Here is a 19,088-nt window from a genome sequence, read left to right on the forward strand (position 1 = left end):
TACCGTTCGACTTGCATGTGTAAAGCATGCCGCCAGCGTTCAATCTGAGCCAGGATCAAACTCTTCAGTTCAATCTCTGTTTAAAGTCATTGCTGACTTGGTCGCTCACTCAAAATACTGACGATTCCTTCTTGCGAAGGTCACGTTTGTTTTTTGTTGAGCGTTTAAATAATTTGAGTTTCGCAGCTTGCGCTGCGGGCCTCATCATCAAACGCCCACACTTATCGATTGTAAATTTTTAAAGAATTCTGCATTATTGCTGAAGCGTTTTGTTCAGCAGCAGAGAGATGAGATTATGGGGCGTTTCGTTAAATCCGTCAACCCCTGTTTTCCTACCTCTCCTACGCTGCAAGCAGTGCTCAGCAGCACGGGGACAGAACTATAGCAAAGCCCCTCGCATTCCGCAAGGGCAGGCTGTACCATCGCAACTCGTTTCCATCTCTATGAATTACCCATGCATATTTCCCCTACCGCGAATGCCGACCTGTCCGCTGCGCTGGACCGCGCCATCAATAACAAGACCAAGCCGCTCGGCAGCCTGGGCGTGCTGGAGCCGCTGGCCAAACAGATCGGCCTGATCCAGGGCACGACGGCGCTCTCTATAGTAGGCCCCGCGATCCTGGTGTTCGCGGGCGACCACGGCGTGGTTGCGGAAGGCGTTTCCGCCTACCCGCAGGACGTGACCTGGCAGATGGTGGAGAACTTCCTGGCGCAAGGCGCGGCCATCAATGTTTTCGCGCGCCAGATGGGCTGCGCGCTGCACGTGGTGGATGCGGGGGTGAACCACGACTTCGGCGCCCGCGACGGCCTGCATGACCGCAAGGTGGCGCACGGCACCCGCAACTTCGCGCAGGAGCCGGCCATGACGGCATCGCAGTGCGATGCCGCGCTGGCACACGGCGCTGCGCTGGCGGCGGACCTGACGGGCAATGTGGTGGGCTTTGGCGAGATGGGCATCGGGAACACCACCACCGCCGCAGCGCTGATGCACAAGCTGACCGGCCTGCCGGCCGCGCAATGCGTGGGTGCGGGCACGGGGCTGTCGGCAGAGGGCGTGCTGCACAAGCAGCGCGTGATCGAAGCCGCCGCCGCGAAGCACGCCGGCGCCACCGAACCGCTGCAGGTGCTGGCGACATTCGGCGGTTTCGAGATCGCCATGATGGTTGGCGCCATGCTGAAGGCGGCGGAACTGCGCAAGGTGCTGCTGATCGACGGCTTCATCGTCACCAGCGCGCTGCTGGTGGCGGCGCGCCTGGAACCGGCCATCCTCGACTACTGCGTATTCGCCCACTGCTCGGACGAAAGCGGCCACAAGCTGATGCTGGACGACCTGGGCGCGCGCCCGCTTCTGAACCTGGGCCTGCGACTGGGCGAAGGCACCGGCAGTGCGCTGGCCCTGCCGCTGCTGCACGCGGCAGTGAACTTCGTGAACCAGATGGCGACCTTCGAGTCCGCCCAGGTGAGCGAGAAGTCCGAGTAAGCGCCGCACCATGCACCAGCTGCGACTGTTCTTCATTGCGCTGCAGTTCTTCACGCGCCTGCCTATCCCGCGCTGGGTGGGATTCGATCCCGCCTGGCTGCACCACGCCTCGCGCTACTTTCCGCTGGTGGGGCTGGTCGTCGCAGCCATCTCCGCGGCGGCGTACGCGGCGGCGGCATGCGTGTTCCCCGCGCCGCTAGCGGCGCTGCTGGCGACGGCGGCCGGGATCTACGCCACCGGCGCCTTCCACGAAGACGGTTTTGCCGACATGTGCGACGGCTTCGGCGGCGGCATGACACGCGAACGCGTGCTGGAGATCATGAAGGATTCGCGCATCGGCGCGTACGGCGCGATCGGCACCATCTGCCTGCTGGCGGTGAAGTGCACGGCGCTGGCCCTGCTGCCGCCGGCCATGGCGGTGGCCGCGCTATTCCTGGCGCATCCCCTGTCGCGCCTTGCCGCCACTTCGCTGATCTGGCGCATGGCGTACGCGCGCGCCGAGGGCAAGGCCAAGCCGATGGCGCAGGAGATGAGCGGCGCGGAATTCGCCATCGCCTGCGCCTGCACGGCGCTGCCTGCGGCGCTGACCGGCGCAGCAGGACGGCTGCCATGGCTGTCCATCGGCGCCGCCGTGCTGGCCGCACTGGCCGCCGCCGTCTGGCTGGGCCGCAAATTCTCGCGCCGCATCGGCGGCTACACCGGCGATTGCCTGGGCGCGGTACAGCAACTGGCCGAGGTGCTGATCTACCTGTGCGTGCTGGCCGGCCTGGGGCGCGGCGCGTGGCAGCCGTGACGCGAAGGCGCGGGCCATGCGCCTGATCCTGGTGCGCCATCCACGGCCGCTGGTGGCGCCGGGCATGTGCTACGGCAGCAGCGACCTGCCCGCCGCACCGGACGACGTGGCACGCGTGCATGCCGCGCTGCTGGCCAGCGCCAGCATCGTCCCCGGCACGCCGCTCTACGCCAGTCCCCTGCAGCGCTGCACGGCGCTGGCGGCGCGCCTCGGCCCGCACACGCTGGATGCGCGCCTGGCCGAGATGGATTTCGGCGGCTGGGAGCAGCGCAGCTGGAACGACATCCCGCGCGCTGAAGTGGATGCCTGGGCTGCGGACCTGGTCCACTACCGTCCCGGCGGCGGCGAAAACGTACTGCAGGTGGCCGAACGCGTGGCGGCGTTCCGCGCCGAACTGCTGGGCCGGCGCGGCCTGCCGCAGGCCGCCATCATTTGCCACGCCGGCACCATCCGCCTGCTGGCGGCGCTGGAAGCGGGCCTGCAAGCCGGCCTGCCGCTGCACGAATGCGCGCGGCGGGCCGCCGCCGCGCCGCACAGCATCGCCTACGGCGAGACTGTCATTCTGGAAGCTGTCGCCTGAAGTCCGTATAATGGCGGGGTTTTGGTGCCCGCGCGCATGCCCATGCGCGCAGTTAAACGGGAAACACGAAGCCGCTCCCCGCAAGGAAAACGGCCAACGTGTGCTGCCCCCGCAACGGTAAACAAGTGTCGCCCAGCGCGACAAGCTGCCTCCCACAAACCACTGTGCTCCGCATGGGAAGGTTAGGCGGTTCAAACTTGCGAGCCCGGATACCGGCCAAAGCAGGTGGATGCGCACGCGCATCTGTTCAATCCAGCCCACGGGGAAGTAGGCTGGTTGCATACTATACAAAGAACTACTATGAGCTTTCCTGTAATCCGGCACGCGGCCGCCACGTCGCTGGCCATGGCTATTCCTATGGCCATCGCCGCGCCTTCTTTCGCCCAGGCCACCGCCTCCGACAGCGTGATCGTCACCGCCACCCGCTCGCCTCAGCTGCAGCGCGACGTGCTGAGCGACACCGTGACCATGGACGCGGAAGCGATCAGCCGCTCCGGCGCCGGCTCCATCACCGACCTGCTGCAGCGCCAGCGCGGCATCGAGATCGCCCGCAACGGCGGCCCCGGCACCAATTCCAGCGTCTACCTGCGCGGCGCCAACGCCAACCAGACCGTGGTGCTGGTGGACGGCGTGCGCATCGGCTCCATCACCTCCGGCACCGCCAGCTGGTCGGGCATCCCGCTGCAAGCCATCGAGCGCATCGAGATCGTGTACGGCCCCATGAGCTCCCTGTACGGCGCGGATGCCATCGGCGGCGTGGTACAGATCTTCACCAGGAAAGGCGCCGGCCCGGTGGCCGTGGCCGCCTCCATCGGCGCGGGCAGCGACCAGACCCGCAAATACGACGCCAGCATCTTCGGCGCCAGCGCAGGCCCCAACAGCTTCAGCTACGCCCTCAGCGCCGGCCGCGAACAATCGGACGGCTTTTCGTCCACCAAGCCTGGCAGCAGCAACTACAACGCGGACGACGACGGCTACGAGCGCACCAGCACCTCCGGCCAGTTCGGCTTCGAGCTGGCCAAGGGCCACGACCTGGGCCTGGTGTTCCTGAACAGCCGCACCAACGGCCAGTTCGACAGCGGCACCAGCCGCTACGACACGCGCAGCCAGACCAAGCTGACCAACCTGGGCGTGTTCAGCAAAGACCAGATAATGGACAACTGGTACAGCACCGTGCAGCTGGCCAAGGCGGAAGACGACTCGATCTCGGACACCGGCGTGGCCAGTGCCTACAGCCGCATCGACAGCAAGCAGTCCGACGTCACCTGGCAGAACGATGTGCGCATCGGCGAGGACACGCTGCAGGTGCTGTTCGGCCACCGCGAAGAGAAAGTAGTGTCCGGCACCACGCCCGCACTGGGCAAGAAGCGCACCACCGACTCCTACGCCGGCGCCTACAGCATGAAGCGCGGCGCGCACCTGGCCACCTTGGGCGTGCGCGCGGACGACAGCTCGCAGTACGGCACCAAGACCACCGGCTCCGCCGGCTACGGCTACCGCTTCAGCAGCGCGCTGCGCGCCAGCGCCAGCTACGGCACCAGCTTCCGCGCACCGACCTTCAACGAGCTTTACTACCCTGGCTTCGGCTACGAGAACAACAAGCCCGAGCAGGGCCGCAACGCCGAGGCAGGCCTGCAGTACGACGACGGCGTGACCGAATTCGGCGCCAGCATCTACCGCAACAAGCTCACGGACATGCTGGTGACCACCACGCCATGCCCCGACCCGTCGCGCAAGGGCAGCTGCTCCTACAACGTGAACCGCGCCATGCTGGAAGGCCTGTCGCTGAACGGCAGCCGCCGCATCGGCGCGTTCACCGTGGCCGCCAATGCGGACTGGCAGGACCCGAAAGATGAGACCACCGGCAAATCGCTGGCGCGCCGCGCGAAAAAGCACGGCAACGCCAGCGTAGAATACGCCGCAGGGGCGCTGGCTGCGGGCGCGGAGCTGCAAGTGTCCGCCACCCGCTTCGACGACGCCGCCAACCGCAACCGCCTGGGCGGCTACAGCCTGCTGAACCTGTACGCCACCTGGCAGTTCGCGCGCGACTGGTCCGTGCTGGCGCGCTGGAACAACGTCACCGACAAGAACTACGAGGTGGCGCGCAACTACGCCACGCCGGGCGCCAAGTTCTTCGCCGCTGTACGCTACGGCATCAAGTAAACAAAAGGGTCCAAGAAAGCACCATGCATCCACACTCCCGCAACCTGCGCACGCGAGCCAGCGCCATCACCGGCGGACTGCTGCTGTTCGTCGTCGGCAGCCTGCTGTTCTCCGGGGTTACCGGCTCGGTGCACATTCCGCTGTCCGATATTCCCGGCGCGCTGCAGGAACTGTGGAATGGCCAGGCCAACAGCCTGGCCGCCACCCTGCTCGACCTGCGCGGTAGCCGCGCGCTGACCGCCTTCGTCACCGGCGCGGCACTGTCGCTGGCGGGCGTGATGATGCAGGCCCTGCTGCGCAACCCGCTGGCCGACCCCTACGTGCTGGGCATTTCGTCCGGCGCGGCGGTGGGCGCGCTGGCGGCCATGATGTTCATGTGCGCTGCGTGGGTGGTGGATGCGGCGGCCTTCGGCGGCGCGGTGGCGGTGTCCATGATGCTGTACTTCCTCGCGCGGCGCGACATGCGCGGCGGCATGGCGGCCGAGGGCGGCACCGCCCTGCTGCTGCTGACCGGCGTGATCCTGACGGCGGCCTGCACGGCGCTGATCACGCTGATGCTGTCGGTCGCCCCCGAAAGCCGCCTGCGCACCATGGTGTTCTGGCTGATCGGCGACCTGGCCGGGGCGCCGATGCGCTGGATACCGTGGATCGTGCTGGCCGGCGCCACGCTGTACGCGCTGCGCAGCGCACGCGCCATCAACGTGATGGCGCTGCACGCCGAGGCGGCCGTCACGCTGGGCATCAACGTGGGCGCGCTGCGCAAGGGCCTGTTCTTCGTTTCGGCGCTGCTGACCGCCAGCGCGGTAACCAACGCGGGCAGCGTGGGCTTTGTGGGGCTGATCGTGCCGCACGCCTGCCGCTTCGCTTTCGGCCCGGACCACCGCGTGCTGATTCCGGCGGCGATGCTGACCGGCGGCGGCTATCTAGTGCTGGCCGACACGCTGGCGCGCACCCTGTTCGCGCCGCTGCAGCTGCCGGTGGGCGTGGTCACCGCGCTGATCGGCACGCCGGTATTCCTGTACCAACTTCACAGGCTGCAGAAATGAGCGCAGCCCGGATGATCGCCACATCAGAACTGAGCTTGCGCATCGGCGCGCGCACGCTGGTCGACAAACTGGACTGGCAGGTGCGCGACGGCGAATGCTGGAGCGTTATCGGCCGCAACGGCGCGGGCAAGAGCACGCTGCTGCGCACCCTGGCGGGGCTGATCCCGGCGGACGAGGGCAGCGTGGCTATCCAGGGCCGCAGCCTGCCGGACTGGCCGCTGGCCGACCTGGCGCGCGAGCGCGCCTTCCTGGCGCAGTCGCGCAACGACGCCTTCGCCTACAGCGTGATCGAAACCGTGCTGTCGGCGCGCCACCCCTACCACGGCGACCGCTATTGGGAAGACACCGACGACCACCGCCTGGCCATGGAGGCGCTGGCCGCCATGGAAGTGGCGGAGCTTGCCGAGCGCAACGTACGCACGCTGTCCGGCGGCGAGCGCCAGCGCGTGGCGATCGCCGCCATGCTGGCGCAGGACACGCCGCTGCTGCTGCTCGACGAGCCGGCCAACGCGCTGGACCTGGCGCACCAGGTGAGCGTGATGCGCCTGCTGGCGCGCCTGTGCCGCGAACAAGATAAAACCGTGGTGATGGTCGGCCACGACCTCACGCTGGCGCACAGCGTCTCCACCCACGCGCTGCTGCTGATGGGCGACGGCCGCTGGCTGGCCGGGCCGGTGGCGGACGTGATGCAGCCGGATATCCTGAGCGACTACCTGGGCCACCCGATCGACGTGATCCGGCACGGCCAGCGCCACATCTTCATACCGAAGGAAGACATCGCATGAACGACAATACCAAAGACAACCAGGCCGAGATCGACGCGCTGAACGAGCGCCACCGCGTGCGCATGGAACGCAAGAAGGCCATCATCGACGCCAAGATCGCCGCGGCGGACAAGCAGATCGGCATCATCATCGTCAACACCGGCAACGGCAAGGGCAAGAGCTCGTCCGGCTTCGGCATGGCGGTGCGCGCCATGGGCCACGGCATGAAGGTGGGCGTGGTGCAGTTCATCAAGGGCGCCATGCAGACCGGCGAAGAACTGTTCCTGCGCCGCTTCCCCGACGAGGTGAGTTTCCATTCCATGGGCGAGGGCTATACCTGGGAAACCCAGAACCGCGAGCGCGACATCGAAAAGGCGGAACTGGCGTGGGAGCAGGCCAAGCGCTTCCTGGCCGATCCCGCCGTGGGCATGGTGGTGCTCGATGAGCTGAACATCGCGCTGAAATACCGCTACCTGGACGTGAACACCGTGATCGCGGACCTGCTGGAACGGCCGGCCATGCAGCACGTGGTGATTACCGGGCGCGGCGCGCCGCAGGAGCTGATCGACGTGGCGGACACCGTCACCGAGATGAACGTGGTCAAGCACGCCTTCAAGTCGGGCATCGGAGCGCAGGCGGGCACGGAATGGTAACGTCGTCGCATATCAACGCCCCGGTGGTGCTGGTGGCGGCGGTGGCGTCCGGCCAGGGCAAGACCACCGCCACGGCGGCGCTGGCGCGCAAGCTGGCCGGGATGGGCCGCAAGGTGCGCGTGTTCAAGTGCGGGCCGGACTTCATCGATCCCATGCTGCTGGAGCGCGCCAGCGGCGCGCCGGTGAAATCGCTGGACCTGTGGATTGTGGGCCGCGAAGCGTGCCGCGCGCAGCTGGCGCAAGCCGCGCTGGAGGCGGACGTGATCCTGATCGAAGGCGTGATGGGCTTGTATGACGGCTCGCCCTCGTCGGCCGACCTGGCGCGCGAGTTCGGCGTGCCGGTGATGGCGGTGATCGATGCCGGCGCCATGGCGCAGACGGCCGGCGCGCTGGTCCACGGCCTGCGCGACTACGGTCCGGTGGACATGGCCGGCGTGATCGCCAACCGCGTCGCCAGCCCCGGGCACGCGGCCATGGTGGCGGCATCGCTGCGCGACATTCCGCTTTTCGCCACCCTGCCCAAGCAGGCGCGTTCGCTGCCGGAACGCCACCTGGGACTCGTGCTGCCGTCCGAAGTGGACGGCATCGACGACATCCTGGACCAGCTGGCGGACCAGCTGAATTTCGACGAGGCGGCATGGAGCAATCTGCGCAGCACGCGCCTGGAGCTGGGCGACGCCTTGGCGGCGACCGGGACGGACACCGAACAGCCGCTGGCCGGCCGCAAGGTCGCCGTCGCGCGCGACGCGGCGTTCATGTTCCTGTACCCCGCCAACCTGGAAACGCTGGCCGGCCTGGGCGCAACCGTGGAGTTCTTCTCGCCGTTGGCGGACCAGCCGGTGCCGGCCGGCGCGGACGCTGTCTATCTGCCCGGCGGTTATCCCGAGCTGCACGCGGAGAAGCTGGCCCGCGCGCAGCACTGGCAGGAATCGATCCGCGCGGCGCACCGCGACGGCATGCCCATCGTGGCGGAATGCGGCGGCATGATGGCGCTGGCCGACACGCTGGCCGACAGGGCCGGTACGGCATGGGACATGGCGGCAGTGCTGCCGGGCCGCGTCGCAATGCAGGCGCGCCTGGCCGGCCTGGGCTCGCAAGGCATGCCTACGCCGCACGGCGTGCTGCGCGGCCACACCTTCCATTACTCCACGCTGGAGACGCCGCTTGAACCGGCGGTACGCACGGTCAAGCATCCGTCCGGCGCGGACGGCGAGGCTGTCTACCGGCTTGGTTCGCTGACCGCGTCCTACTTCCACGCCTACTTCCCGTCCAACCCTGCGGCGGTGGCGGCCATGTTCACGCGGAGCGCGGGATGATGGGCGCCACGGGCTGCACGCTGGTATTCGGCGGCGCGCGCTCGGGCAAGAGCGCCTATGCGGAGCAGCTGGCCATCGCGTCCGGCAAGGAGGTGGTGTATATCGCCACCGCACGCGCCGGCGACGGCGAGATGGCGGTGCGCATCGCCCACCACCAGCGCCAGCGGCCTGCCGCATGGACCACAGTCGAGGAGCCGCTGGCACTGGCCGGCGCCCTGCGCCAATGGCGCGCGCCCGGCCGCCTGGTGCTGGTCGATTGCCTCACGCTGTGGCTGAGCAACCTGATGTTCGCGGACGGAACGGACTACCCGGACGTGGGCGAGATCGCCCTGCCGGAGCGCTTCCATGCCGAGCGCGCGGCGCTGCTGGACGTGCTGGCGGGCGCCGGGGGTGCGGCGGGCGGCAGTGCCGGCGAGATTGTGCTGGTGTCGAACGAGGTCGGCATGGGCATCGTGCCGTACGGCGCCATCTCGCGCGCCTTTACCGATGAAGCCGGCCGCCTGAACCAGGCCGTGGCGGCCGTATGCAGCCGTGCCGTGTTCGTGGCGGCCGGCCTGCCGCTGGTGCTGAAAGGCGCGCCATGCTGACGGGACTGGGCGCCGCCGCCATCGCGCTGCTGCTGGCGGCCGGCGTGGCGCTGGACCTGCTGCTGGGCGAGACGCCGCGCTGGCATCCGCTGGTCGGCTTCGGCAAGCTGGCCAACGCCATCGAGCGCCGCCTGAACCGGGGCAGCCTGCGCTTCCCGCGCGGCCTGCTGGCCTGGGTGCTCGCGGTGCTGCCGCTTACCCTTCTGGCGTGGGGCGCGGTGTGGTCCGCAGGGGAAACCGCCGGCTTCGCGCTGCACGCGCTGATGCTGTACTTCTGCATCGGCCTGCGCAGCCTGCGTGATCACAATCTTCCCATCGCCGGCGCGCTGGCGCGGGGCGACCTGCCCGCCGCGCGCCACCTGACCTCCCGCATCGTCAGCCGCGACACGGCTAACGCCACGCCTGGCGACCTGGCCAAGGCCAGCACCGAATCCCTGCTTGAAAACGGCAACGACGCGGTGTTCGGCACGCTGTTCTGGTTCGCCGTGGCCGGCGGCCCCGGCGCAGTGCTGTTCCGCCTGGCGAACACGCTGGACGCCATGTGGGGCTACCGCAATGCGCGCTTCCTGCAGTTCGGCTGCGCCGCCGCCCGCATCGACGACGCACTGAACTACCTCCCTGCACGCCTGACGGCGCTGTCCTATGTGCTGCTGGCGCCCACGCTCGCCGGCAAGCGCCTGGCCTGGCGCTGCTGGCGCACGCAAGCGCCGGCATGGAGCAGCCCGAACGCCGGCCCGGTCATGTCCAGCGGCGCAGGCGCGCTCGGCCTGGCGCTGGGCGGCGCAGCTGTCTACGACGGCGAAACCGAACAACGCCCGCCGCTGGGCAGCGGCAGCGCCGCGCAAGGCGCGGACATCCAGCGCGCCTGGCAGCTCGTGGCGCGCACCACGGCGCTGTGGCTCGCCGCAGCCGCCGCCATCGCGGGAGGCCTGCATGCTTGAACACGGCGGCAACCTGCGCCAGGCCGCGCTGCGCTACGGGCGCAACGACTGGCTCGACCTCTCCACCGGCATCAACCCGGAATGGTATCCGGCGCCGGCCATTGCGGATAACGCGTGGCACCGCCTGCCGGAGCCGGATCCGGCACTGGTGCAGGCGGCCCAGGCCTATTATGGCGCCCCGCAGTTGCTGCCGGTGGCCGGCACGCAGGCGGCGATCCAGGCCCTGCCCCGGCTGCGGCGGCCGTCGCGCGTGGCTGTGGCGGCGCCGTCGTACGCGGAGCATGCCCACCACTGGGCCCAGCACGGCCACACGCTGCACCAGGTTCCGTACGATGCACTGGGCAGCGCCGTAGCCGAGTGCGACGTCATGGTGGTGGTCAACCCGAACAACCCGACCGGCGCCAGCGTGCCGCGCGAATGCCTGCTCGACTGGGCCGCCCAGCTGTCGGCGCGCGGCGGCTGGCTGGTCGTGGACGAAGCCTTCGGCGACACGGCGCTGCAGGCCAGCGCCGCAGCGCAGGGCGGCTATGGCATGCCGGACGGCCTGATCGTGCTGCGCTCGGTCGGCAAGTTCTTCGGCCTGGCCGGGCTGCGCCTGGGCTTCGTCGCCGCGCAGCCGGCGCTGCTGGACGCGCTGGCGGACCTGCTGGGCCCCTGGACAGTGAGCGGGCCGGCGCAGCAAGTGGCGCTCGCCGCGCTGCGCGACACCGCCTGGCAGCAACGCACGCTGGCGCAACTGCGCGCCGGCGGCCAGCGCCTGCACGCCCTGCTGGCCGCGCACGGCATCCACTCCAGCGGCAGCGCGCTGTTCCAGTGGTGGCCCGAAGCGCGCGCCGAAGCCTTCCACGAACACATGGCGCGCCAGGGCATCTGGGTGCGCCTGTTCCCCAGCGCGGCGCGCGGCATCCGTCTCGGCCTGCCGCCGGACGAAGCAGGCTGGCAGCGCCTGGAACACGCCCTCACCTTATGGACCAAGGACAAACAATGAAAAAATTCCTGTGCACGCTGGCCGGCCTGGCAATCGCCTCCGCCGCCACCTCCGCCTTTGCCGCGATTACCGTGCTGGACGACGACGGCAAGCCGGTCACCCTGCAAAAGCCCGCGCAGCGCGTCATCGCCATGGCGCCGCACGTCACCGAGCTGCTGTTCGCGGCCGGCGGCGGCGACAAGATCGTCGGCACCGTGACCTATAGCGACTATCCCGAGGCGGCCAAGAAAATCCCCAACGTGGGCGACAACCGGCAGGTGGACATGGAACGCATCGCCGCGCTGAAGCCGGACCTGATCGTGATCTGGATGCACGGCAGTTCCGAGCGCCAGATCGACACGCTGCGCCAGCTCGGCATCCCGCTGTTCCACAGCGAGCCGAAGAAGCTGGCCGACATCCCGGACAATATCCAGCGCATGGGCCAGCTGCTCGGCACCGAAGCCGTGGCCACCAAGGCGGCCGCCGAATGGCGCGACAAGCTGGCCGCCCTCACCACCCAGTACGCCAAGCGGCCGCCGGTGCGCGTGTTCTACCAGGTATGGGACAAGCCGCTCTACACGCTCAGCGGCAGCCATATCGTCAGCGACGCCATGCGCGTGTGCGGCGGCGTGAACGTCTTTGCCGGCATGAAGATCACCGCGCCGGTGGTCGACATCGAAGGCGTGCTGCGCGAAGACCCGGAAGCGGTGTTCGCCACGGCGGAGAAGAACTATGGCGGCGTGAACCTGTGGCGCCCCTACAAGACCATGCTGGCGGTGAAGAACGACAACCTGTTTACCGTCGACGGCCACCTGCTGAACCGCTCCGGCCCGCGCATGATCCAGGGCACCGCCATGCTGTGCGAAAAGCTGGAGCAGGCCCGCCAGCACCGGAAGAACTGATGGACGCTTCCTTGATGGCATTCCCCGACAAGACGCTGATGGTGCAGGGCTGCACCTCGGACGCCGGCAAAAGCACCGTGGTGGCCGCCCTGTGCCGGCTGCTCAAGCAGGACGGCGTGCGCGTGGTGCCGTTCAAACCGCAGAACATGGCGCTCAACAGCGCGGTCACCGCCGACGGCGGCGAAATCGGCCGCGCCCAGGCGCTGCAGGCCATCGCCGCCGGCCTGGCGCCACACACCGACATGAACCCGGTGCTGCTGAAGCCTTCCAGCGACACCGGCGCGCAAGTGGTCATCCACGGCAAGGTGCGCGCCGAGATGAACGCGCGCGACTACCACCAGTACAAGACCGTCGCCATGAGCGCGGTGCTGGAATCGCACGCGCGCCTGGCGGCGCAATATGAGGCCGTGGTGGTGGAAGGCGCAGGCAGCCCGGCCGAGATCAACCTGCGCGACCGCGACATTGCCAACATGGGTTTTGCCGAGGCGGTGGATTGTCCCGTGGTGCTGGTGGCGGACATCGACCGGGGCGGCGTATTCGCCCACATCGTCGGCACGCTGTCCTGCCTGTCGCGCAGCGAGCGTGAGCGCGTGATCGGCTTCGTCATCAACCGCTTCCGGGGCGACATCAAGCTGCTGGAACCCGGCCTGCACTGGCTGGAAGAGCAAACCGGGAAACCGGTGCTGGCGGTACTGCCGTATCTGCATGGCCTGTTCCTGGATGCGGAAGACGCCGTGCAGCCGGTGCAGGCATCGCGCGGCGCGTTCCGCGTGGTGGTGCCCAGCCTGCCGCGCATGAGCAACCATACCGACTTCGATGCCCTGCGCGCGCATCCGGACGTGGACCTCACCTTCGTGCGCCAGGGCGAAGCCATTCCGCCGGCGGACCTGATCATTGTCCCGGGCAGCAAAAACACCCGCGCCGACCTCGAATGGCTGCGCGCGCAGGGCTGGCCGGAGAAGATCGAACGCCACCTGCGCTACGGCGGCAAGGTGATCGGCATTTGTGGCGGCTTCCAGATGCTGGGGCAGGACGTGGGCGACCCGCTGGGCATCGAAGGCGCGCCCGGCTGCTCGCCCGGCCTGGGCCTGCTCGCCATGCACACCACCCTCACCAGCGAAAAGCGCCTGGTGCAGGTCAGCGGCACCTGCGCCTTCGCGCAGGACGCCATGCACGCCGCCGTCAGCGGCTACGAAATCCACATGGGCGTGTCGGAAGGACCGGCCCTGTCGCGCCCCGCCTTCCGCATCGACGGCCGGCCGGAAGGCGCGCGTTCGCCGGACGGCCAGATTCTCGGCACCTATCTGCACGGCCTGTTCGACGCCCCGCAAGCCTGCGCTGCGCTGCTGCAGTGGGCCGGCCTGCACACCGAGCACCGCGTGGACACGTCCGCGCTGCGCGAGGCGAGCCTGGACCGCATAGCCGAGGCGACCCGGCCCCTGCTGGACGCGCTTACCGCGCTGGGCGCGCCCGGCACCCGGCGCCAAGGGCTGAGGGAGCGCAGCGCGTGAGCCCGCACGCCTTTGCGCCGGCGGAGATCGACGGGGTGTACCGCGCCATCCGCGAGCGGCGCGACGTGCGCCATTTCAAGGCGGGGCCACTGGAGCCGGGCCAGCTGGAGCGTTTCATCGCGGCGGCACACAACGGGCCCAGTGTGGGGCTGATGCAGCCCTGGCGCTTCATCCGCATCGCCAGCCCGGCGCTGCGCGCGCAGATCCACCAGCTGGTGGACGAGGAACGCCAGCTCACCGCGGAAGCGCTGGGACAGCGCGCCGAAGAGTTCATGCGGATCAAGGTGGAAGGCATCCTGGCGTGCGCGGAAGTGCTGGTGGTGGGGCTGATCGACCAGCGCGAGCGTTTCGTGTTCGGCCGCCGCACCATGCCGGAAATGGACCTGGCTTCGGCCGCCTGCGCGATCCAGAACTTCTGGCTGGCGGCGCGCGCTGAAGGCGTCGGCGCGGGCTGGGTGTCGCTTTTCGATCCGCAACGCCTGCGCGCCTTGTGCGGCATGCCGGAGGGCAGCCAGCCGATCGCCGTGCTGTGCGTGGGCCAGGTGGAGGAGTTTTACCGCGCGCCCATGCTGGAACTGGAGCGCTGGGACCAGCGCATGCCGGTCCAGCGCGTGCTGTACGAGGACAGCTGGGGCACGCAAGCGGGCGGCTAACAGTTCCATCCAGGTCCATCGAGGTCCATCAGGTCCATCCAGGTCATCTTAAGCGGGAAGCGTGCGCCACAGGATTGTGTGACAATCGGGCGTATGACCAGTTCCGTGACCTCCTCAGCCAAGCGCTATTTGCCATGGGTGGTAGCCACCACCCTGTTCATGGAGCAGCTCGACTCCACCATCGTTAACACCGCCATCCCCAGCATGGCCGCCAGCCTGCAAGTGACGCCGCTCAGCCTGAAGGCGGTGGTCACCAGCTACATTCTCAGCCTGGCGGTGGCGATCCCCATCAGCGGCTGGATGGCCGACCGCTACGGCACGCGGCGCGTATTCATGAGCGCCATCGCCATCTTCACCATCGCCTCGGTACTGTGCGGCCTGTCCGTGAATTCGCCCATGCTGGTGGCGGCGCGCCTGCTGCAGGGACTGGGCGCGGCGATGATGATGCCGGTCGGGCGCATTGCCATCATCCGCACCTTCCCCAAGGGCGAGCTGCTGGCGGCCATGAACTTCGTCATCATCCCGGCGCTGATCGGGCCCCTGCTTGGCCCCACCGTTGGGGGGCTGATCGTGCACTGGATGTCGTGGCGCGAGATCTTCTTCATCAATGTGCCGGTCGGCGTCGCGGCCATCTACCTGGCGTGGCGCCACCTGCCTGACTACCGCGCGGAAGTGCAGCGCCCCCTGGACCTGATCGGCCTGGTGCTGTTCGGCACCGGCGTGGCACTGCTGTCATGGCTGCTGGAAGTGTTCGGGGAACACAAGCTCGATCCCACCTCGGCGGGCGTGCTGCTGTTCATTTCGTGCAGCCTGCTGGCTGCCTACGGCTGGCACGCGAGCCAGGCGCCGCACCCCTTGCTGCGCCTGGCGCTGCTGCGCGTGCGCACCTTCCGCGTCTCGGTGCTGGGCGGCTTCGTCACGCGCCTGGGCATAGGCGGCCTGCCGTTCCTGCTGCCGCTGCTGTACCAGCTCGGCCTGGGGCTGCCGGCGTGGCAATCGGGGCTGCTGATGATGCCGTCGGCCGCCGCAGCCATGGGGATGAAGTTCATTTCCACGCGCGTGCTGGCGCGCTTCGGCTACCGCCACGTCCTGATCGTCAACACACTGCTGATCGGCTGCACCATCGCCATGTACACGCTGGTGGGGCCGGGCACGCCGCTGTATGCCATCGTGGCGATCAGCCTGTGCCTGGGCTTCTTCAATTCCCTGCAGTTCTCCAGCATGAACAGCATCGCCTACGCCGACATCGAAGGCCCGGACAGCAGCATGGCTAGCACCATTGCCAGCTCGCTGCAGCAGCTGTCGATGAGTTTCGGCCTGGCTTTCGGTTCGCTGGTGGCGGGCTGGTACCTGGGCGACCTGCCGCAGACGAACAGGGTGGCGCTGACCAGCGCGCTGCACCATGCCTTCATGACGCTGGCCGTGCTGACGGCACTGTCCTCGGTCACTTTCTGGACCTTGCGCAGGAGCGACGGCGAAGGGCTGGCGAAAGGCGCAACGGCTTAAAGTACGGACTCGGAAACGATCTTCCAGTCCGCCCCTTCGCGCGCCCAGTACTGGCGCAGGCGCACCGCGTGGCGGAATTTGCCGACGGCGGTCTGCTGCGTGAAGGTGCTGATAATGATGTCTTCCCGGCTGGGCTGGCGGAAGTGGCTGGTGTCCTGCAGGGTCACGCGCACGCGCTTTGCCCCGGGCAGAAACTGCTGGCGCGCAATCCAGGCGTCCGCCTTTTCGTCGCCGGCGGACTTGAAACGCGCCGAGTAATGCGTGCGCAGCTGGCCGCCGTCGCGCTGTTCGGCGTCGCGGCGCCAGCCTTCCAGCAGCGAATCGGCCAGCTTGCGGTCGTTCTCGCGCACGCCGGGCTTGACGAATTCAACCTGGTCGCCGATCACGATGGGCGTCTTGTCCACCTCCACGATGCGGCTCAGCTTTTGCAGGTCGTCATTGCTGACCACCACGCAACCGTCGGTCGACAGCGGTGCGCGGCTGAAGGTCTCGGGCGGCACGCCGTGGATCCAGATGCCGGACCCGCTGCGGCCATTCAGCTTGTCCCAGGAATTCGGGTAATCCAGCGGCAGCGCCCCCTTGCCGTAGAAGTCGGGCAGCTTTGCGCCGGGCAGGCGCCCGGAAATGTAGTACACGCCGACCGGTGTGCGCATGTCCCCTTCCTTCACCTTGTTCACGCCCAGCTTGCCCTGGCTGAAGTAGTAGCCGCTCACGTAGCGGATTTCGCCGTTGCGGTGTTCGTAGAGGTAGGCGCGGGAGCGCCTGGCGTCCACAATGAGTGCGTGGCGCTGGTCCTTGCGCAGCTGGAGCAGGGCGCGCGGCTGAAGGTCTCCGGCCGGCCGCGCTTCGGCACGTAGCCGCGCGGCCGCCTCGCCGCGCAGGTCTTGCAGGCGGGTTTCGGCATCCTTGCCGGCAGCAACGGCGCCCAGGCTGGCAACTGGACGGGTGTGCATCAGCAGCAAGTCCCCTCGCACCAGGTGACCCAGATGGAAGGTGGGATAGGCCTCCACCAGGGCGTCGGCCTTGGCTTGCGCGTCGCGCAGGTGGTTTTCAGCGAGGTCCTTGTAGATCTCGGCGAGCATTTGCTCCGGTTCGGGCCTGGCCGCTGGCGCGGCCTGCGGCTTTCGGGCCGCGCCGCTTCCTCCCGACGCGAATATCAGCAGGGCGCACAGCGAGCCGCGCACCAGCCGGCCCCGGGTGACTTCGGAATAAGACATCAGCTGCCCGACAATTCCTGCTTGATCTGCCATTTGCCGCCGTGCCGGACCATGACCAGGGTCTTGCGGCTGTTGGCCGACAGACGGTCCGATTCATACACCTGGCGGAAGGTCACCTTGGCGGTGTCGCCGGTGATGGCCACCTGCGGCGCGTTGACCTCCACACGAATGCGGCCCTTGCCTTCGATCCGCGCACGGCGTTCGTCCGCCCACGCCTTGCGCGACAAGCCCTTCGGCGGCGCGAATTCGTCGCTGTAGTAACCCAGGTAACCGCTGACGTCCTGCGACGCCCAGGCCCTGGCCCAGCCGTTGACGCGGTTCAGCACTTCGTCGTGATCGGCGTTGCCGGCGGCAGGAGCGGGAGGGGGAGCGGCAGCGAGCTTGGGCGCTTCGGCTTTCGGCGCCGGCGCGGCCGGCGTAGTGGCGGGGACGGCCGCCGCTTTGACGGGCACGGCAGCGGAGACTGGCGCGGGCGCCGGCTTGGCTGGCGTGACGGCGGCCACCGCTGCGGGCGCCGCTGCCGGAGTCGCTTTCGCGGGCGCTGCAGCGGCCACCAGCGCGGGCGCGGGTGCCGACGCCGGTTTGCCTGGCGCGGAAGCTGCCACCGGCGCAGGTGCTGGCGCGTTGGCCGCCTTCGCCGCCAGCGGCGCAGGCGCGGCTGACGGGGCGACCGCCATCGATGGGATGCGCTGCATCGGCTGCGACTTTGGCTGTTCAGGGATCTGCGATACCAGTTTGACCGGCGGTGCCGCTGTGGCCGACGCTGACGGCGCCGCAGCAACAGCAACGGCAGCGGTGGACTGCACGGCCGGCGAGGCCGATCCAGCCAATGTAGCCGGTGCCGCCGGTGCGGCGCCCGCCTTGCTGCCGGTACTGCTGGAGAAATTCCGCAGCAGCGTGAGCTTGGAACCGGCCGGCGGCGCGGTGGTGCCCAGTGCCAGGGCCTTGTCGTACGCCTGGCTGGCCAGCCTGCCGTATACGTCGCCCAGGTTCTCGTACGCCGTCATGTAGCTAGGATTGGTGCGGATCGCCTTCTCCAGCGTCACGCGGGCCTTGTCGTACTGCCCGCTGGCCGCGTACAGCACCGCCAGATTGTTGTAGGGCTCCGGCAGATCCTTGTAGTCCTCGGTCAGCTTGGCGAAGATCGCAATAGCCTCCTCCGATTTGTTCTGCTCCGTCAGCAGCACGCCCTTCATGAAGCGCATCTGCGGATCGCCAGGGTTGCGGGTCAGGTAGGCATTGGTGCGGGCCAACGCCTCGCCGGCCTTCCCGGCGCGCATCAGCTTACTCACTTCGGCCAGTTCGTCGGCAAATACAGGCGCGGCCAGCAGTGTGGCCAGCAGCCCGGCGCCGGTACAGACCTTACCTACGGCACGGCGCAGCGTGTTGGGGGCAGTCTTCGCGGTCATGGAAGTCGAATGGAGGAGGAAAGCGGACATGGTACACCGAATGTTGCCGCAATTCAAAACTGCTAGTTACCAACCCGCCACAGTCCAGGTGCAACCGCAAATGCAAAAAAGCCCACCAGGATCACCTGGTGGGCTTTTTCTTTATAACTAGCCTGACGATAACCTACTTTCACACTGGTTGCAGCACTATCATCGGCGCAAAATCGTTTCACGGTCCTGTTCGGGATGGGAAGGGGTGGGACCGANCTAGCCTGACGATAACCTACTTTCACACTGGTTGCAGCACTATCATCGGCGCAAAATCGTTTCACGGTCCTGTTCGGGATGGGAAGGGGTGGGACCGATTTGCTATGGTCATCAGGCTTTGACTTGTACAAGCTACAGTTCCCAACTGGGCAACTGCTGCTCTAAAATTCAGAAGAAGTATTTTAATTTATTAAGGTAGGGATTGTCAATCAACAATTCGCATTACAACTAAGCACTTCTCGCTATAACTTATCAATGTTATAGGGACAAGCCTTACGGGCAATTAGTACTGGTTAGCTTAATGCATTACTGCACTTCCACACCCAGCCTATCAACGTCCTGGTCTCGAACGAC

General features: G+C 67.8%; 18 protein-coding genes, 3 rRNA genes and 1 riboswitch. Of the genes, 15 read left to right on the plus strand and 6 right to left on the minus strand.

Features of this window, described 5'->3' with window-relative positions:
- Positions 1-71, minus strand: a 16S ribosomal RNA gene (locus ASC94_RS07315); the annotation flags it as partial.
- A gap of 383 nt (positions 72-454) precedes the next feature.
- On the opposite strand from ASC94_RS07315, the gene cobT reads away from it, so the two are divergent.
- The 15 genes from cobT to ASC94_RS07390 all read left to right on the plus strand — a co-directional run bounded on the left by cobT (position 455) and on the right by ASC94_RS07390 (position 15,862).
- Complete coding sequence (gene cobT / locus ASC94_RS07320; protein ID WP_056392815.1) at positions 455-1,480, plus strand: nicotinate-nucleotide--dimethylbenzimidazole phosphoribosyltransferase; 1,026 nt, start codon at positions 455-457, stop codon at positions 1,478-1,480.
- 10 nt (positions 1,481-1,490) lie between these two features.
- Positions 1,491-2,273, plus strand: coding sequence for an adenosylcobinamide-GDP ribazoletransferase (locus tag ASC94_RS07325; protein WP_056392817.1), 783 nt, complete (start codon positions 1,491-1,493; stop codon positions 2,271-2,273).
- A 16-nt stretch (positions 2,274-2,289) separates the two neighbouring features.
- Positions 2,290-2,853 (plus strand): histidine phosphatase family protein, encoded by a 564-nt coding sequence (locus ASC94_RS07330; RefSeq protein WP_056392819.1) that lies wholly within the window; start codon positions 2,290-2,292, stop codon positions 2,851-2,853.
- A 5-nt stretch (positions 2,854-2,858) separates the two neighbouring features.
- Positions 2,859-3,089, plus strand: a riboswitch (cobalamin riboswitch).
- A gap of 64 nt (positions 3,090-3,153) precedes the next feature.
- Positions 3,154-5,016, plus strand: coding sequence for a TonB-dependent receptor domain-containing protein (locus ASC94_RS07335; protein ID WP_056392822.1), 1,863 nt, complete (start codon positions 3,154-3,156; stop codon positions 5,014-5,016).
- A 23-nt stretch (positions 5,017-5,039) separates the two neighbouring features.
- Positions 5,040-6,062: an iron ABC transporter permease gene (locus ASC94_RS07340; RefSeq protein WP_056392824.1), complete on the plus strand. Its 1,023-nt coding sequence runs from the start codon at positions 5,040-5,042 to the stop codon at positions 6,060-6,062.
- A gap of 11 nt (positions 6,063-6,073) precedes the next feature.
- The gene (locus ASC94_RS07345) at positions 6,074-6,847 is read left to right on the plus strand and encodes an ABC transporter ATP-binding protein (RefSeq protein ID WP_056392825.1); all 774 of its coding nucleotides are present in this window, start codon (positions 6,074-6,076) and stop codon (positions 6,845-6,847) included.
- Complete coding sequence (cobO, locus tag ASC94_RS07350; RefSeq protein ID WP_056392827.1) at positions 6,844-7,479, plus strand: cob(I)yrinic acid a,c-diamide adenosyltransferase; 636 nt, start codon at positions 6,844-6,846, stop codon at positions 7,477-7,479. The genes ASC94_RS07345 and cobO overlap by 4 nt, the downstream gene beginning before the upstream one ends.
- Positions 7,473-8,795 (plus strand): cobyrinate a,c-diamide synthase, encoded by a 1,323-nt coding sequence (locus tag ASC94_RS07355; protein ID WP_056392829.1) that lies wholly within the window; start codon positions 7,473-7,475, stop codon positions 8,793-8,795. The genes cobO and ASC94_RS07355 overlap by 7 nt, the downstream gene beginning before the upstream one ends.
- Positions 8,792-9,382 (plus strand): bifunctional adenosylcobinamide kinase/adenosylcobinamide-phosphate guanylyltransferase, encoded by a 591-nt coding sequence (gene cobU, locus ASC94_RS07360; protein ID WP_056392830.1) that lies wholly within the window; start codon positions 8,792-8,794, stop codon positions 9,380-9,382. The genes ASC94_RS07355 and cobU overlap by 4 nt, the downstream gene beginning before the upstream one ends.
- Positions 9,376-10,323 (plus strand): CobD/CbiB family cobalamin biosynthesis protein, encoded by a 948-nt coding sequence (locus tag ASC94_RS07365; protein WP_056392832.1) that lies wholly within the window; start codon positions 9,376-9,378, stop codon positions 10,321-10,323. The genes cobU and ASC94_RS07365 overlap by 7 nt, the downstream gene beginning before the upstream one ends.
- A complete protein-coding gene (cobD, locus tag ASC94_RS07370; protein WP_056392834.1) occupies positions 10,316-11,311 on the plus strand; it encodes a threonine-phosphate decarboxylase CobD in 996 nt (331 codons plus the stop codon). The genes ASC94_RS07365 and cobD overlap by 8 nt, the downstream gene beginning before the upstream one ends.
- Entirely contained in the window at positions 11,308-12,192 is an 885-nt protein-coding gene (locus tag ASC94_RS07375) for a cobalamin-binding protein (protein ID WP_056392837.1), read from the plus strand. Before cobD ends, ASC94_RS07375 begins: the two co-directional genes overlap by 4 nt.
- 14 nt (positions 12,193-12,206) lie before the next feature.
- On the plus strand, positions 12,207-13,703 hold the full coding sequence (locus tag ASC94_RS07380; protein WP_056392846.1) for a cobyric acid synthase: 1,497 nt from the start codon (positions 12,207-12,209) through the stop codon (positions 13,701-13,703).
- Positions 13,700-14,356: a 5,6-dimethylbenzimidazole synthase gene (gene bluB, locus ASC94_RS07385; protein ID WP_056392839.1), complete on the plus strand. Its 657-nt coding sequence runs from the start codon at positions 13,700-13,702 to the stop codon at positions 14,354-14,356. The genes ASC94_RS07380 and bluB overlap by 4 nt, the downstream gene beginning before the upstream one ends.
- Positions 14,357-14,449: 93 nt before the next feature.
- Positions 14,450-15,862 (plus strand): DHA2 family efflux MFS transporter permease subunit, encoded by a 1,413-nt coding sequence (locus ASC94_RS07390; RefSeq protein WP_056392842.1) that lies wholly within the window; start codon positions 14,450-14,452, stop codon positions 15,860-15,862.
- Here ASC94_RS07390 and ASC94_RS07395 read toward each other — a convergent pair.
- The 5 genes from ASC94_RS07395 to ASC94_RS07410 form a co-directional block, all read right to left on the minus strand.
- The gene (locus tag ASC94_RS07395) at positions 15,859-17,079 is read right to left on the minus strand and encodes a murein L,D-transpeptidase family protein (RefSeq protein ID WP_056392844.1); all 1,221 of its coding nucleotides are present in this window, start codon (positions 17,077-17,079) and stop codon (positions 15,859-15,861) included. The two genes, ASC94_RS07390 and ASC94_RS07395, sit on opposite strands and share 4 nt — an antisense overlap.
- A complete protein-coding gene (locus ASC94_RS07400; protein ID WP_056392848.1) occupies positions 17,079-18,488 on the minus strand; it encodes a nuclear transport factor 2 family protein in 1,410 nt (469 codons plus the stop codon). Before ASC94_RS07400 ends, ASC94_RS07395 begins: the two co-directional genes overlap by 1 nt.
- 62 nt (positions 18,489-18,550) lie before the next feature.
- On the minus strand, positions 18,551-18,733 hold a 183-nt coding region (locus ASC94_RS33550; protein ID WP_229417194.1), incomplete at its 5' end, for a hypothetical protein.
- A 4-nt stretch (positions 18,734-18,737) separates the two neighbouring features.
- Positions 18,738-18,850: ribosomal RNA gene (rrf, locus tag ASC94_RS07405) — 5S ribosomal RNA — on the minus strand.
- 146 nt (positions 18,851-18,996) lie between these two features.
- A 23S ribosomal RNA gene (locus ASC94_RS07410) occupies positions 18,997-19,088 on the minus strand; the annotation flags it as partial.

The sequence above is a fragment of the Massilia sp. Root418 genome, from assembly GCF_001425265.1.
Taxonomy (GTDB): Bacteria; Pseudomonadota; Gammaproteobacteria; order Burkholderiales; family Burkholderiaceae_D; genus Rugamonas.

Excerpts from the sequence above, each read along its gene's own strand:
- cobT (WP_056392815.1), top strand. The coding sequence starts at position 455 with ATGCATATTTCCCCTACCGCGAATGCCGACCTGTCCGCTGCGCTGGAC.
- ASC94_RS07325 (WP_056392817.1), top strand. The coding sequence starts at position 1,491 with ATGCACCAGCTGCGACTGTTCTTCATTGCGCTGCAGTTCTTCACGCGC.
- ASC94_RS07330 (WP_056392819.1), top strand. The coding sequence starts at position 2,290 with ATGCGCCTGATCCTGGTGCGCCATCCACGGCCGCTGGTGGCGCCGGGC.
- ASC94_RS07335 (WP_056392822.1), top strand. The coding sequence starts at position 3,154 with ATGAGCTTTCCTGTAATCCGGCACGCGGCCGCCACGTCGCTGGCCATG.
- ASC94_RS07340 (WP_056392824.1), top strand. The coding sequence starts at position 5,040 with ATGCATCCACACTCCCGCAACCTGCGCACGCGAGCCAGCGCCATCACC.
- ASC94_RS07345 (WP_056392825.1), top strand. The coding sequence starts at position 6,074 with ATGATCGCCACATCAGAACTGAGCTTGCGCATCGGCGCGCGCACGCTG.
- cobO (WP_056392827.1), top strand. The coding sequence starts at position 6,844 with ATGAACGACAATACCAAAGACAACCAGGCCGAGATCGACGCGCTGAAC.
- ASC94_RS07355 (WP_056392829.1), top strand. The coding sequence starts at position 7,473 with ATGGTAACGTCGTCGCATATCAACGCCCCGGTGGTGCTGGTGGCGGCG.
- cobU (WP_056392830.1), top strand. The coding sequence starts at position 8,792 with ATGATGGGCGCCACGGGCTGCACGCTGGTATTCGGCGGCGCGCGCTCG.
- ASC94_RS07365 (WP_056392832.1), top strand. The coding sequence starts at position 9,376 with ATGCTGACGGGACTGGGCGCCGCCGCCATCGCGCTGCTGCTGGCGGCC.
- cobD (WP_056392834.1), top strand. The coding sequence starts at position 10,316 with ATGCTTGAACACGGCGGCAACCTGCGCCAGGCCGCGCTGCGCTACGGG.
- ASC94_RS07375 (WP_056392837.1), top strand. The coding sequence starts at position 11,308 with ATGAAAAAATTCCTGTGCACGCTGGCCGGCCTGGCAATCGCCTCCGCC.
- ASC94_RS07380 (WP_056392846.1), top strand. The coding sequence starts at position 12,207 with ATGGCATTCCCCGACAAGACGCTGATGGTGCAGGGCTGCACCTCGGAC.
- ASC94_RS07390 (WP_056392842.1), top strand. The coding sequence starts at position 14,450 with ATGACCAGTTCCGTGACCTCCTCAGCCAAGCGCTATTTGCCATGGGTG.
- ASC94_RS07395 (WP_056392844.1), bottom strand. The coding sequence starts at position 17,079 with ATGTCTTATTCCGAAGTCACCCGGGGCCGGCTGGTGCGCGGCTCGCTG.
- ASC94_RS07400 (WP_056392848.1), bottom strand. The coding sequence starts at position 18,488 with ATGACCGCGAAGACTGCCCCCAACACGCTGCGCCGTGCCGTAGGTAAG.